The organism is Streptomyces phaeoluteigriseus, from assembly GCF_001896135.2.
Classification (GTDB): domain Bacteria; phylum Actinomycetota; class Actinomycetes; order Streptomycetales; family Streptomycetaceae; genus Streptomyces; species Streptomyces phaeoluteigriseus.
This window is the reverse complement of record NZ_MPOH02000016.1, coordinates 394,905-408,048: the sequence shown is the minus strand read 5'-3', so window position 1 is coordinate 408,048 and position 13,144 is coordinate 394,905. Positions and strand designations below refer to the sequence as shown.

General features: G+C 72.4%; 9 protein-coding genes and 2 pseudogenes. 8 read left to right on the top strand and 3 right to left on the bottom strand.

What is annotated here, in order from left to right; genetic code table 11:
- Positions 1-44 precede the first annotated feature (44 nt).
- Together BM536_RS26550 and BM536_RS26545 are read left to right on the top strand one after the other, a co-directional pair.
- Complete coding sequence (locus BM536_RS26550) at positions 45-1,310, top strand: SAV2148 family HEPN domain-containing protein (RefSeq protein WP_073492497.1); 1,266 nt, start codon at positions 45-47, stop codon at positions 1,308-1,310.
- A gap of 132 nt (positions 1,311-1,442) precedes the next feature.
- Positions 1,443-2,168 (top strand): 3'-5' exonuclease, encoded by a 726-nt coding sequence (locus BM536_RS26545; protein WP_094103599.1) that lies wholly within the window; start codon positions 1,443-1,445, stop codon positions 2,166-2,168.
- 438 nt (positions 2,169-2,606) lie between these two features.
- Here BM536_RS26545 and BM536_RS26540 read toward each other — a convergent pair whose 3' ends face one another.
- Positions 2,607-3,461: a phosphotransferase enzyme family protein gene (locus BM536_RS26540; RefSeq protein ID WP_094103598.1), complete on the bottom strand. Its 855-nt coding sequence runs from the start codon at positions 3,459-3,461 to the stop codon at positions 2,607-2,609.
- Between the two features lie 177 nt (positions 3,462-3,638).
- On the opposite strand from BM536_RS26540, the gene BM536_RS26535 reads away from it, so the two are divergent.
- The 4 genes and pseudogenes from BM536_RS26535 (at position 3,639) to mgt (ending at position 7,951) form a co-directional block, all read left to right on the top strand.
- Positions 3,639-4,574 carry a carbohydrate ABC transporter permease gene (locus BM536_RS26535; RefSeq protein ID WP_107439629.1) on the top strand — a complete coding sequence of 312 codons (936 nt, stop codon included), beginning with the start codon at positions 3,639-3,641 and terminating at the stop codon, positions 4,572-4,574.
- Positions 4,571-5,404: a carbohydrate ABC transporter permease gene (locus tag BM536_RS26530; protein ID WP_073492499.1), complete on the top strand. Its 834-nt coding sequence runs from the start codon at positions 4,571-4,573 to the stop codon at positions 5,402-5,404. Before BM536_RS26535 ends, BM536_RS26530 begins: the two co-directional genes overlap by 4 nt.
- A complete protein-coding gene (locus BM536_RS26525) occupies positions 5,404-6,696 on the top strand; it encodes an ABC transporter substrate-binding protein (protein ID WP_073492501.1) in 1,293 nt (430 codons plus the stop codon). Before BM536_RS26530 ends, BM536_RS26525 begins: the two co-directional genes overlap by 1 nt.
- A gap of 22 nt (positions 6,697-6,718) precedes the next feature.
- Positions 6,719-7,951, top strand: a pseudogene (mgt, locus tag BM536_RS26520) (macrolide-inactivating glycosyltransferase).
- Between the two features lie 227 nt (positions 7,952-8,178).
- On the opposite strand, the gene BM536_RS26515 reads toward mgt, so the two are convergent.
- Positions 8,179-10,440, bottom strand: coding sequence for an MMPL family transporter (locus BM536_RS26515; RefSeq protein ID WP_073492503.1), 2,262 nt, complete (start codon positions 10,438-10,440; stop codon positions 8,179-8,181).
- A 459-nt stretch (positions 10,441-10,899) separates the two neighbouring features.
- Between BM536_RS26515 and BM536_RS26510 the strand changes: the two genes are divergently transcribed.
- Positions 10,900-11,448: a DUF1697 domain-containing protein gene (locus tag BM536_RS26510; RefSeq protein WP_073492505.1), complete on the top strand. Its 549-nt coding sequence runs from the start codon at positions 10,900-10,902 to the stop codon at positions 11,446-11,448.
- Positions 11,449-11,503: 55 nt separating this feature from the next.
- Positions 11,504-12,105: pseudogene (locus BM536_RS26505) on the top strand (TIGR03086 family metal-binding protein).
- 293 nt (positions 12,106-12,398) lie between these two features.
- Here BM536_RS26505 and BM536_RS26500 read toward each other — a convergent pair.
- Positions 12,399-13,139 carry a sirohydrochlorin chelatase gene (locus tag BM536_RS26500; protein WP_073492507.1) on the bottom strand — a complete coding sequence of 247 codons (741 nt, stop codon included), beginning with the start codon at positions 13,137-13,139 and terminating at the stop codon, positions 12,399-12,401.
- Between the last annotated feature and the right edge of the window lie 5 nt (positions 13,140-13,144).

Genomic DNA, 13,144 nt, shown 5'->3' with positions numbered 1-13,144 from the left:
GCCGACCGCTCCCGGAGTACCCTTCCTTGATCGTTGGGACGGGGATGCTCGGGGGAGCGGAAGGCGGTGCGCGGGTGGGCTCGGGAGGGCTGGAGCTGCCCCCTGGTGACGACAGTCACGAGGGGGGCTCCACAGACGTCCCGCCCGGCACGGTGTCCCTGGCCCGGCCGATGGAGGGCGCCATCGGTCCGGAGCTGGACTGGGACGCCGAGGCCTGGCGGGAGGTGCGCACCCGTGCCCAGCGGGCCGGCCGGGCCTACATCTGGCTGAACCTCGTCGAACAGCGGCTGCGCGCCGTGGTGTCCGCCGTGCTGCGCCCCATCTACGAACCCGTCCACGGGGACGAGTGGGTGGTCGCCGCGGCCGGTCCCGCGGGCCAGGAGTGGGTGCAGCGCGCCGTCGCCGTACGCGAAGTCAGCCGCCGCAAGGGCTACTTGCTCGACCCGGCCGACGACAACGTGATCTCCTTCCTCACCCTGCCGCAGCTGCGTGAACTGATGGTGCAGCACTGGCCGTGCTTCGAGCCCTACCTGGACGACCGACGCGACGTCGAACTCGCCCTGGACGAGCTGGAGGTGACCCGCAACGTCGTCTCCCGCAACCGGGCGCTCTCCGAGGCCGTCCTGAACCAGGCCGAACGCGCCTCCGCACGCCTGCTGGAGATGCTCGGCACCGGCGGCGACGTACCCTCCGCGCGCCGGCTGCCCGTCGACGCCGTCGAGGACCTGATCGGCGACCGGTACGCGGACGTCGTCGCCGTCCACACCGACCGGGTGCGGCTGCTGCGCCAGTTCCCCGCCGAGGACGTCTTCGACGGGGCCCGCCGCCTCGACGCGATCGGCATCGGCCTCAACCTCCTCGTGCAGAACTTCTCCGGCCGCCGCCTGGTCCGGCTGGCCGAGGCGGGCGCCCGGGTGCGGCTGCTGTTCCTCAACCCCGCCTCCAGCGCCGTGAAGCGGCGCGAGCGCGAACTCGGCATGAAGCGGGGCGAACTGAGCCGCGCGGTGGAGATGAACATCCTGCACATGCGCCGGGTCCGCTCCCGGCTGCGCGACCCCGGCGCCTTCCAGATCCAGGTGTACGACGAGACGCCCCGCTTCACCGCCTACCTGGTCGACGGCGACGGCACCGACGGCATCGCGGTCGTGCAGTCCTATCTGCGGCGCATGCGCGGCATGGAGGCACCGGTGCTGGTGCTGCGCAACGGCAACCGGGTGGTCAAGTCGGGCGATATCGGCGAAGGCGGACTTTTCGCCGCCTATCGCGAGGAGTTCGAGCTGGCCTGGGCGGACTCGCGGCCGGTGTCCTGACCGTTCGCTGATGAAGTGCGGCAGTTGTCCGGAATCGTCCCGCGGCAAGCGGAACGCGGTCCTCTGATTGTCAGTGGCGCATGCGAAGGTGGAGACCACTGGGGGAAAGCACCACCAAGAAGGGGGGCCACCATGGCCTGGCATCGCGAGCTGCTCATCGGCTTCGACCTGGAGACGACCGGGACGGACCCGGGCGAGGCGCGCATCGTCACGGGCGCCGTGATCGAGGTCAGGGACGGGCAGGTTCTCGGCAGCCGGGAATGGCTGGCCGACCCGGGCGTGGAGATCCCGGCGGACGCGGTGGCGGTCCACGGCATCAGCAATGAACGGGCGGCCTCCGAGGGCCGCCCCGCCGACGAGGTCGCGGACGCCATCGCCGGTGTCCTCACCGGCTACTGGCGCACCGGCGTCCCGGTCGTCGCCTACAACGCCGCCTTCGACCTCACCCTGCTCTCCGCCGAACTGCGCAGACACGGCCTGCCCTCGCTGCGCGACCGCCTGGGCGGCCTCGACCCCGCCCCGGTCGTCGACCCGTACACCATCGACCGCTGGGCCGACCGCTACCGCCGCGGCAAGCGCAACCTCGAAGCGGTCTGCGCCGAGTACGGCGTCTCCCTCGACGCGGCGCACGACGCCTGCGCCGACGCGCTCGCCGCCGCCCGCCTGGCGCGCGCGATAGCCGAGCGCCATCCCAAGGTCGCCACCCTCGGTCCGGCGGAGCTGCACCGTAGTCAGATCGGCTGGTACGCGGCCTGGGCGGCGGACTTCCAGGACTTCCTGCGCCGCAAGGGCGACGCGGAGGCGGTCGTCGACGGCGTCTGGCCGGTACGAGAACCGGCGAACAGCCACACGGTCTGACCGGCGGCGCACGAGGGGTCCTGGGCGCGGCTGGGGGGAGACCCGGGGCGGGGCTTAGGAGAGACTCGGGGCGCGGCTCGGAGGAGACCCGGGCGTGACTCGGCAGAGAGCCTGAGCGTGGCTCGGAGGAGAGTCGGGGGCGCGGCTGGGGGGAGGCCCGGGCGTGACTCGGCAGAGATCGTGAGCGTGGCTCGGGAGGCCCTGAGCGCAGCTCCGAAGAGGCTCGGGGCGCGGCGAGGAGGAGACCCGGGCGTGATTCGGCAGAGACCCTGAGCGCGGCTGGGAGGAGACCCTGAGCGCGGTTCGCAAGAGGCTCGGGGCGTGGCTCGGAGGGGGCCCGGGCGTGTCCCGGCAGAGACCGTGAGCGCGGCTCGGGAGGCGCTGAGGGCGGCTCGGAATAGGCTCGGGGCGCGCCTAGGAGCAGACCCTGAGCACAGCTCAGAAGGGGTACCAGCGCACCGATTCGTCCCCGTCCCGCAGCGATGCCACCCGCCGCACGAACTCAGCCAGTGCCCTGGGGTCGGCCGGCGCGTGCTGGGCCACCCAGGCGCAGCTCGCCGTCTCCCGGGCGCCCCTCAGCACCGCGCAGCCCTCCCACTCCCGCACGTCCCAGCCGTAGGCGTCGGTGAAGGAGTCGTAGGCCTCGGCGGGCAGCCCGTAGCGGTCGCGGGACAGGGCCAGGACGACCAGGTCGTGCTCGCGCAGGTCGGCCGAGAAGGTCTCCAGGTCGACCAGGACGGGCCCGTCCGGCCCGATGTGCACATTGCGGGGGAGTGCGTCGCCGTGGATCGGGCCGGGCGACAACCGCGGGGTGAGCGCGGCGGCGGCCGTCGCGAAGCCGTCCCGCCGCTCGCGCAGATAGGCCGCGTCCGCCGGGTCGATCGCGTCGCCCGCCAGCCGCAGCCAGCGCTCCACCCCGGCCAGCAGATCCCGCGGCGGCAGCGTGAAGGAGGGTGCGGGCAGCGCGTGCACGAGGCGCAGGAGTTCGGCCAGATCCCGGGGCTCGGCGGGCCGTACCGGGTCGGGCAGCCGGTGCCACACCGTCACCGGATGCCCCTCGACCAGCAGGGGTTCCGCCTCGGCCGCGCGCACGGCGGGGACGCCCGCACCGGCCAGCCAGGCCGCGATGTCCAGCTCGCGCCGGGCCCGCTCCAGCAACTCGGCGTCCCGGCCGACCTTGACCACCAGGTCACCGGCGGCGAACACCGCGTTCTCGCCCAGAGCGAGCAGCCGCGCCTCCCCGGCCGGCAGCCCCGCCGCGGCCAGTACGTCCCTCGCCCGTGCCTCGTCCATCGCCCGCCTCCCTGTCGTGACCGTCCGCGCCTGCCGGGACGGCGTCGGGATCCGGCCATCCGCCGCCCAGTCTCGCATTCGTACAGGTAGGGCCGTGCGCGCGGTCCCTTGACGGCGTACCGCGGCTTCACGACCATGGCGGGGCCCGTCGGAGCCGCCGGGAAGGGGGATCGCTTCGTGCCGTCGCTGACCGAGCGGAGCCGGACGACGCGCCGTGTGCCCGGCACCGGCCCGCCACGCCGGAGCACCGGGCACGGGGCGTGGTTCCTTGTCCTGCCCGCGCTGCTGCCGATCCTGCTGCTGAGCGTCGGACCGCTGCTGTACGGCATCCTGCTCGCCTTCACCGACGCCCAGTCGGGCCGGACCGCGCCCACCCAGTGGATCGGCGGGCTCAACTTCCGTGACCTGTGGCACGACACGCTGTTCTGGGAGTCGTTCCGCATCGGACTGGTGTGGGCGGTCGGGGTGACCGTCCCGCAGTTCCTGCTCGCCCTCGGCCTCGCCCTCCTCCTGGACCAGGAGTTACGGCTGCGCTGGCTGGCCCGCGCCCTCGCGATCGTGCCCTGGGCGATGCCCGAGGTCGTCGTCGGCGTGATGTGGCGGCTCGTCTACAACCCCGACGCCGGTGTCCTCAACGAGACCCTGCGCGGCCTCGGGCTCGGCGACGGCCGGGACTGGCTGAGCGGCCTGACGACCGCGCTGCCCGCGGTGATCGTCGTCGGCGTGTGGGCGGGCATGCCCCAGACGACGGTCGCCCTGCTCGCCGGACTCCAGAACACCCCACGGGAACTCCACGAGGCCGCCGCGGTCGACGGCGCCGGCGCCTGGCGCCGCTTCCGCACGGTCACCTGGCCCGCCCTGCGCCCGGTGGCCCTCGCCATCACCGCCCTCAACTTCATCTGGAACCTCAACTCCTTCGCCCTGGTCTACGTCCTGACCAGCGGAGGCCCGGGCGGCCGTACCCGGCTGCCCATGCTCTTCGCCTATGAAGAGGCTTTCCGCTACGGGCAGTTCGGCTACGCGGCGGCGATGGGATGCGTGATGGTCGCGGTGATCTCGGTGCTCCTCGCCCTCTTCCTCGTAGGCCGCCTCCGGGGAGGTGACCGGACATGAGGACCAGCAGGGCGGGCCGCGCCGGCCAGTACCTGGCCCTGCTCGGCTATCTCGTCTTCCTCGCCTTCCCCTTCCTGTGGCTGGTCTCCACCGCCTTCAAGTCGCCCCGGGAACTGGGCAGTCTGCACCCCGCCTGGATCCCCGAGGACCCCACCCTCGCCAACTTCCGGCAGGCCTTCGACGAACAGCCGCTGCTGCGGGCCGCGGGCAACTCCCTGCTCGCCGCCACCGGGGCCGCGCTGATCGCCGTACTGATCGCGACCCCGCTGGCCTACGTCGTCGCCCGCCGCCGCACCCTGCTCGCGCGGGCCGCGACCGGCTGGGTCGTGGTCAGTCAGGCCTTTCCGCTGGTGCTGGTGATCATCCCGCTGTTCCTGGTGCTGAAGAACCTGCGACTGATCGACTCGATGTCCGGCCTGGTCCTCGTCTACGTGGTGTGGGCCCTGCCGTTCGCGCTGTGGATGCTCGTCGGGTACGTCAGGGCCGTGCCCGCCGAGCTGGAGGAGGCGGCGGCCGTCGACGGGGCCGGGCGGCTGCGGACCCTGGTGTCGGTGACCGCGCCGCTGCTCGCGCCCGGCATCGTGGCGACGGCCCTGTTCGCGTTCGTCACGGCGTGGAACGAGTTCTTCTTCGCGCTCGTCCTGCTGAAGACCCCCGAGAAACAGACCCTGCCCGTCGTCCTCACCCACTTCATCGGCGCGGAGGGCGTCGCCGACCTCGGCCCGCTGGCGGCCGCCGCCTTCCTCGCCACCCTTCCCTCGCTGCTCGTGTTCGCGCTCATCCAGCGACGGATCACGGGCGGCATGCTCACCGGGGCGGTGAAGAGCTGATGCGCACCCGATGTCCTCTCCTCCTCGGCCTCGTCCTCGCCCTGCTCCTGGCGAGCTGCGCGGGCTGCTCGGGCGGCGGCGACTCCGGCACCGGCCCGATCACCCTCCGCTTCCAGTCCCTGGCCTGGCAGGAGGAGTCCGTCGAGGTCAACAAGGAACTGGTGAAGGAGTGGAACGCCGCCCATCCGGACATCAAGGTCGAGTACGTCCAGGGCAGTTGGGACAGCGTCCACGACCAGCTCCTCACCTCCTTCGAGGGCGGCGAGGCGCCGGACATCATCCACGACGCCTCCGACGACCTCGCCGACTTCGCCTACGGCGGTTACCTCGCCGACCTCACCGGCCTGCTGCCCGACCGGCTGACGTCCGACATCCCGCGGCGCAGTTGGGAGACGGTGACCTTCGGCGACGGCGTCTACGGGGTGCCCTTCCTCCAGGAACCCCGCGTCCTCATCGCCAACGCCACCTGGCTCAAGGGATCCGGGGTCCGTGTCCCGACCCCCGAACAGCCCTGGACCTGGGCGGAGTTCCGCCGGATCACCGAACAGCTCAGCGGCGACGGCAGGTACGGGGTGGCCTGGCCGCTGAAGGACCCCGTCTCCGCCACCCTCAACCTCTCCCTCTCGGCCGGCGGACAGCTGTTCCACCGGGGCCCGGACGGCAAGGTCACCGTCCGCTTCCAGGCGGGCGACGAGGTGGTGCCGCGCACCGTGCACGACCAGGTCGTCGAGGACCGCAGCGCGCCCGGCTCCCTGCTCGGCAGCGGCGGCTCGGACACCCTGCCCGGCTTCTTCGCCGGGAAGTACGCCATGGTCCCGCTCGGCTTCTCCTACCGCCAGCAGATCGTCCAGCAGGCCCCGAAGGGCTTCGACTGGCAGGTGCTGCCCGCCCCGGCCGGCGCCGAGGGCCTCACTCAGGGCGTCAGCCCGCAGACCCTGTCGATCGCCGAGGACAGTCCGCACAAGAAGGAGGCCGCCGCCTTCCTCGACTTCCTCCTGAGCCCGCCCCACATGGTCCGCCTGGCCCTGGGGGACTGGATGCTGCCCACCGGCACGAGCGCACTCGCCGACCCGGCCCTGCGCACCACCGAGCACGACTGGGCCACCGGGACCGCCCTCGCCACGCACCTGCGCCCCGCGCCCGCACAGTCGGTGCGCGGCTACCCGGAGTGGAAGGACAAGGTGGCGACCCCGGCCTTCCAGGAGTACTACAGCGGTGCGATCGGCCTCGGTGAACTGCACGACCGGCTGGAGGACGACGGGAACCTGGTACTGGCCCGATACCAGCGCTGAGGGCACCGATGCCTCCCACACGTTGCACGAGACGTATCGTCTCGTCTATGGTCGACCGCATGACCGCACCCGCGCACATCGCCATGTTCTCCATCGCCGCCCACGGCCACGTGAACCCCAGCCTGGAAGTGATCCGCGAACTCGTCGCCCGCGGGCACCGCGTCACCTATGCCGTCCCGCCCGTCCTCGCCGACAAGGTCGCCGCGACCGGCGCCGAGTGAAGCCCTGGCACTCCACCCTGCCCGCACCGGACGCCGACCCGTCGGCCTGGGGCGCCACCCTCCTCGACAACGTGGAGCCCTTCCTCGACGACGCCATCCAGGCACTGCCCCAGCTGATCGAGGCCTACGAGGGCGACGAGCCCGACCTCGTCCTGCACGACATCGCCTCCTACCCGGCCCGCGTCCTCGCCCACCGCTGGGGCGTGCCCGCGATCTCCCTCTCGCCCGCCCTCGTCGCCTGGGAGGGGTACGAGCAGGAGGTGGCCGAACCGATGTGGGCCGAGCCGAAACGGACCGAGCGCGGCCAGGCCTACTACGCCCGCTTCCAGGCCTGGCTGGAGGAGAACGGCATCACCCTGCACCCCGACGACTTCGGCGGCCGGCCCGCCCGCTCCCTGGTGCTCATCCCGAAGGCGCTCCAGCCGAACGCCGACCGGGTCGACGAGAGCGTGTACACCTTCGTCGGCGCCTGCCAGGGCGACCGCACCGCGGAGGGCGACTGGACCAGGCCGGCCGGTGCCGAGAAGGTCGTGCTCGTCTCCCTGGGCTCCGCCTTCACCAAGCAGCCGGACTTCTACCGGGCCTGCGTCCAGGCCTTCGCCGGCCTGCCCGGCTGGCATCTGGTGCTCCAGATCGGCAAGCACGTGGACCCCGCCGAGCTGGGCGACGTACCCGCGAACGTCGAAGTGCGCTCGTGGGTGCCGCAGTTGGCGGTGCTGCGGCAGGCCGACCTGTTCGTGACGCACGCCGGCGCGGGCGGCAGCCAGGAGGGGATGGCCACGGCGACGCCGATGATCGCCGTACCGCAGGCCGTGGACCAGTTCGGCAACGCGGACGTGCTCCAGGCGCTCGGGGTGGCCCGCCACGTCCCCGCCGAGGAGGCCACCGCCGAGACGCTGCGGACCGCCGCCCTGGCCCTCGTCGACGACCCCGAGGTGGCCCGGCGCCTGAAGGAGATCCAGGCGGACATGGCCAAGGAGGGCGGCACGGGCCGGGCGGCCGACCTGATCGAGGCCGAACTGCGCGGCGAGTAGCCGCGCTGGACGAGTGGCCGTGTCCCGCGAGTGGCCGTGTCCCGCGCGTGGCCGTGTCCCGCGCGTGGCCAGGTCGCGGCTTCCTGCGGACACGAGTGAGGGCCCGTTGACTCCCCGGTGGTCAACGGGCCCTCGGTCCATGGGATGGAGGGGTTCAGGAACGCGAGAAGGCAGGGATTCGGGGAGGCGGAGGTGTGCCGGCCGGGTCCGCGTGTCGGTTCAGCGGGTCACACCCGCACCGGCTCGCCCTCGTCGTCCCGCGCCGTCGACGCGATCGCCTCGGACGACTCGTCGTGCGTCAGGTCGGGCAGCCGGTGCAGCCACTTGGGCAGGTACCAGTTGCGCTCGCCGAGCAGCGCCATCACCGCCGGGAGCAGCACGCCCCGGATGACCGTCGCGTCGATCAGGACCGCGGCGGCCAGGCCGACGCCCATCTGCTTCATGGACTGCATGGACAGCGTGCCGAAGATCGCGAACACGGCGACCATGATGACGGCGGCGCTGGTCACGACCCCGGCCGTGGTGACGACACCGTGCGTGATGGCGTCCCTGGTGGTCAGGCCGCGCAGCCGTGCCTCGCGGATCCGGGAGACCACGAACACGTGGTAGTCCATCGACAGACCGAACAGGATCACGAAGAGGAACAGCGGCAGCCAGGTGACGATGGCACCGACACCCTCCGCGCCCACCAGGGACGCGCCCCAGCCGTGCTGGAAGACCCCCACGAGGATGCCGTAGGCGGCGCCCACGGACAGCAGGTTGAGCACGATCGAGGTGATCGCGATCGTCAGCGAGCGGAACGACAGCAGCATCAACGCGAAGGCGAACACCACGACGAAGGCGAAGACCGGGACGACGGCTCCGGCCAACTGGTCGTTGAAGTCCTTCGAACCGGCCACCTGCCCGGTGATCGGCGCCTCCAGACCGTCCACCCGGCCGAGCGTCGCGGGCCGTACGTCGTCGCGCAGCTTGTCCAGGCTCGCGCCCGCCTTGTCCAGGTCGGAGCCGCCGACCAGCGGGACGTACACGAAGGCGATGTTCCGCGCGTCGTGGAGCTTGATCTCCACGGGGCCGCGCGAGGCGCCCGAACTGATCGCCTGCTCACGGAAGTCGGCGAGCGCCGACTTCACCTCGGGTGCGTTGATGTCCTTCGCGTGGACGACGACCTCGGCCGGGTCGGAGCCGCCGGGGAAGGCCTCGTTGACCCGGTTGTAGGTCTGCACGATCGGCAGTGAGTCGCCGAACTCCTGGTCCAGGGTGAGGTTCTGGGTCTTCATGCCGAGCGCGGGCGCCGCGATGGCCAGCAGCGTGCCGGCCGCGACCAGCACGGAGACCAGGGGCCTGGCGAGGACGCCCTTCAGGACGGCCGTCCAGAAACGGCTCTCGCCACCGGCGTTGCCGCCGGGGCGGTTGCGGCTGCGCCGGCGCAGGAAGGGGATACGGCCCTTCTCGACCCGTCCGCCCAGCAGCGAGAGGAGCGCGGGCAGCACGGTCACGGAGCCGACCATGGCCACGGCCACCACCATCAGGGAGGCCAGGCCCATCGCCTCGAACTCGGCGAGCCCCGTGAACAGCATGCCCGCCATCGCCACGCACACGGTGACACCGGAGACGATGATCGCGCGGCCGCTCGTCGCGGCGGCGATCCGCAGCGCGGTCTGCGCGTCCCGGCCGGCCTCGCGCTCCTCGCGCTCACGGCGCAGGTAGAACAGGCAGTAGTCGACACCGACGGCCAGACCGACCAGCAGCATCACGGAGTTGGCGGTGTCGCTCATCGGCATGACGTGGCTGACGACGCCCATCAGGCCCATCGTCGCCATGATCGCGGTGACCGCGAGCAGCACCGGAAGCAGGGCGGCGACCAGGGCGCCGAACGCGATGAGCAGAATGCCGAGGGCCACCGGCACCGCGGAGTACTCGGCCTTCTTGAAGTCGTCGCCGAACGCGTCGTCGAACGTCTTCATCATGCTGGCGCCGCCGATCTCCTCGATCCGCAGCGCCTCGTGCTCCTCCTGCACCCCCTCGACGGCCTTCAGGACCGGCTCGATCCGCTCGCCCGCCGTGTCGGACTCACCGCGGACGTCGAACTGCACGAGCGCGCTGCGGCCGTCCTTGGAGATCGTCTGCGTGTCGTACGGCGAGGTGACCTCGGTGACCTTGCCGGTCCCCTCGACGGCCGTGACGACCGCCTCGACGGCCGCGCGGAACTCGGCGTCCGTGGCCTTCAGCTTCGCGTCCTTGGCCTGGACGAGGACCGTCTCACTGGCGGGCTCCTCGATCCCGGCATCCTCGATGATCTTGGCTGCGGTGTGGGTCTCGCCCTTGAGCTGGTCGCTGTCCTTGACGTCGACCCGGCCGGCCGCCGACCCCAGCCCCACGGCCAGGAAGACGAACAGCACCCAGATACCGACGGCCGTCCAGCGATGCCGGGCACTCCAGCCGCCGGCCCGCGCGGCGATGCCCCGCACCCGTGAATCCGCGTTCCGCATGACGGGCTTTCCCCCTCGAGGTGCGGTGGCGGCCCCCTGCCGCCACCTCTCCCTACGAAGGTATGGGCCGGATAAAGCCATCTCGTCGTGCTGTTCGACGAGGTGTGGACCACCGGGCTCCTCCCCTCGGACCCCGCCGTCTCCGCACTGGGGAGGACAGTGGTCCCCTACACCTATCGGCGGGTCTCGGGGACGATGATCAGGGGCACGCCCCGCTGGCCGTCCGCCGGAGACGTTCGCAGGCCCCACCGATCGGCGGAAGCTCGCGCAACCCCGTTCGGCAACCTGTTCGGAACTCGTACGGTGACCTGGGCCGTCGGCTGTTCGGCGACCCGTTCCACACCTTGTTCCGCGGCTCGGGACCGGACCGGACCGGACCGGACTGGGCCGGGCCGGGCCGGGGCCCGGCGGCCGTCGTGCCCGCCCCCACGGGGCACGACGACCGCCTAGTCTGACCCGATGACGACGACGTACGCCGCACTGTTGCGCGGCATCAACGTGGGCGGCAGCCGGAAGGTCCCGATGGCGGCCCTGCGGACCCTGATGGAGGGCCTCGGCCACGACGGCGTCCGCACGTACCTCCAGAGCGGCCAGGCCGTCTTCTCCACCGGCCACGGTGACGAGGACGGCCTCGCGCGGGAGCTGACGGGGGCGATCGAGAAGCGGTTCGGCTTCGCCGTCGACGTGATCGTGCGCGACCACGCGTATCTGGAAGCGGTTGCCGAGGCCTGTCCCTTCCCGGCCGCCGACCTGGAGGCCAAGCAGCTCCACGTCACCTACTTCTCCGCCCCCGTCGATGCCGACCGCTTCGCGGGGATCGACCCGGCCGTGTACCAGCCCGAGGAGTTCCGCCTCGGCGACCGCGCCCTGTACCTGTACGCCCCCGACGGCCTCGGCCGCTCCAAGCTCGCCGAACAGCTCTCCCGGCCCCGCCTGACCAAGGGGCTGATCGCGACCACCCGCAACTGGAACACCGTGGTCAAGCTGGTGGAGATGACCCGGACCTGAACCCTGTCGCGTTTGTTCAAGCGGACCCCGCACCCCCGTCCCTAGCGTGAGGGACATGAAGTACGACGAGACGCACCGGTACATGTCCGAATGTGCCGCCGAGGCCGCCCGCGTCGCGCGCGGCGTCCCGGCTGCCCGCCTGAACGAACCGACCCACTGTCCCGACTGGGACGTGCGCGCCCTGGTCAACCACTGGGTCCTCTACACCTCCCACGGCCTGGAACACCGCGCCCGGCGCAAGCAGCTCCCCGAGGAACTGGTCGCCCGCGACTTCACCGCCGACCCCTCCTGGGCCGACGCCTACGCCGCCCAGCTCGACCGCGCGGTCGCGGCCTGGGCGGACCGGCGGTCTGGGAGGGCGAGGTCGACCTGGGCGGCGGCGCGCTGCCCGCCGACGAACTGGCCGTCATGATCGTCAAGGAGATGGCCGTGCACGGCTGGGACGTCGCCGTCGCCACCGGCCGGCGGTTCCGCGTCTCGGAGGGCGCCGCCCGCCTCGTCCTCGACGTGGTCGAACGCCACGGCGACCTCTACCGCCAGTACGACGGCTTCGCCGATCCGGTGCCGGTGCCGGACGACGCGCCGACCTTCGCACGGGCGTTGGCGGCGAGCGGACGGGACCCGCGGCAGGGCGCGGTCGCCGAGGCGGACCACTGAGGGGGTTCCATGTCGGGCCCTGGCCGGGATCCCTCGCGGAACCACCGTCGCCGGAACGGCCCACACCCCGCCCGCCCCTCCGCGCCGACTTCCGGTCAGACCCGTCCGCCCGGTGGGCTGGTGGGCCGGTGGGCCGGTGGGTGGACTGTCCGTCGGCGTGAGGTCGGGCGGCGGGCCGTGTCGCCGGTCGCCCCCCGCCGGGGTGGGGCTGCATGCGGGTGCGGTCGGCACCGCGTGCCGGATTCGGGAACCGCGTGTGCGATTCGGCACCGTCCCGCCCCGCGGGCGGTCCCTCAGGCTCCGACCGCCGCCAGCATCGGCGTGCGTGCCGCGTCGTACCGTTCCAGCAGTACCCGGGCCACCTCGGGTGACGGGCCCAGCACCTCGGCCAGGACGTCCGCTTCCGTCGCGCCCCGGGCGATGCGGTCGGGGAGGAAGCCGGGGGCCAGGACGTACGGGGCCACCGCCACCGTCGAGCAACCCAGTTCGCGCAGTTCGCGCACCGCGTCCTCGGTGCGCGGAAGGGACGCGGAGGCGAACGCGGGTCGCACGGCGCACCAACCGGTGTGCCACCACTCCCGCGCGATGTCTGCGATCACCGCGATCGCCTCCGGGTCCGTGGACCCCGCCGAGGCCAGCACGACCCCGGTCGAGGACTTGTCGGCGGGCGTCAACCCCGCCTCGTACAGCCGCCGTTCGAGGGCGGAGAGCAGCAGCGGGGAGGGGCCGAGCACCTCGGCCTGGCGGATCCGCAGCCGGCGCGGCGCGTCCCGCAGGACCGCCGGGATGTCCGCCTTGGCGTGGAACGCACGCGTCAGCAGCAGCGGCAGCGCCACCACATCGCGTACGCCCTCCGCCGCCAGCGACTCCAGCACCCCCTGTGCGGACGGGATGTTGAAGTCGAGGAAACCGGTCTCCACACGCAGCCCGGGCCGCAGCGACCGCACCCGCCGCACGAGGGCGTGGACGGTCGCCGCGTGCCGCGGATCGCGGCTGCCGTGGGCGATGACGAGGAGAACCGGCTGATGGCGCATGGGGG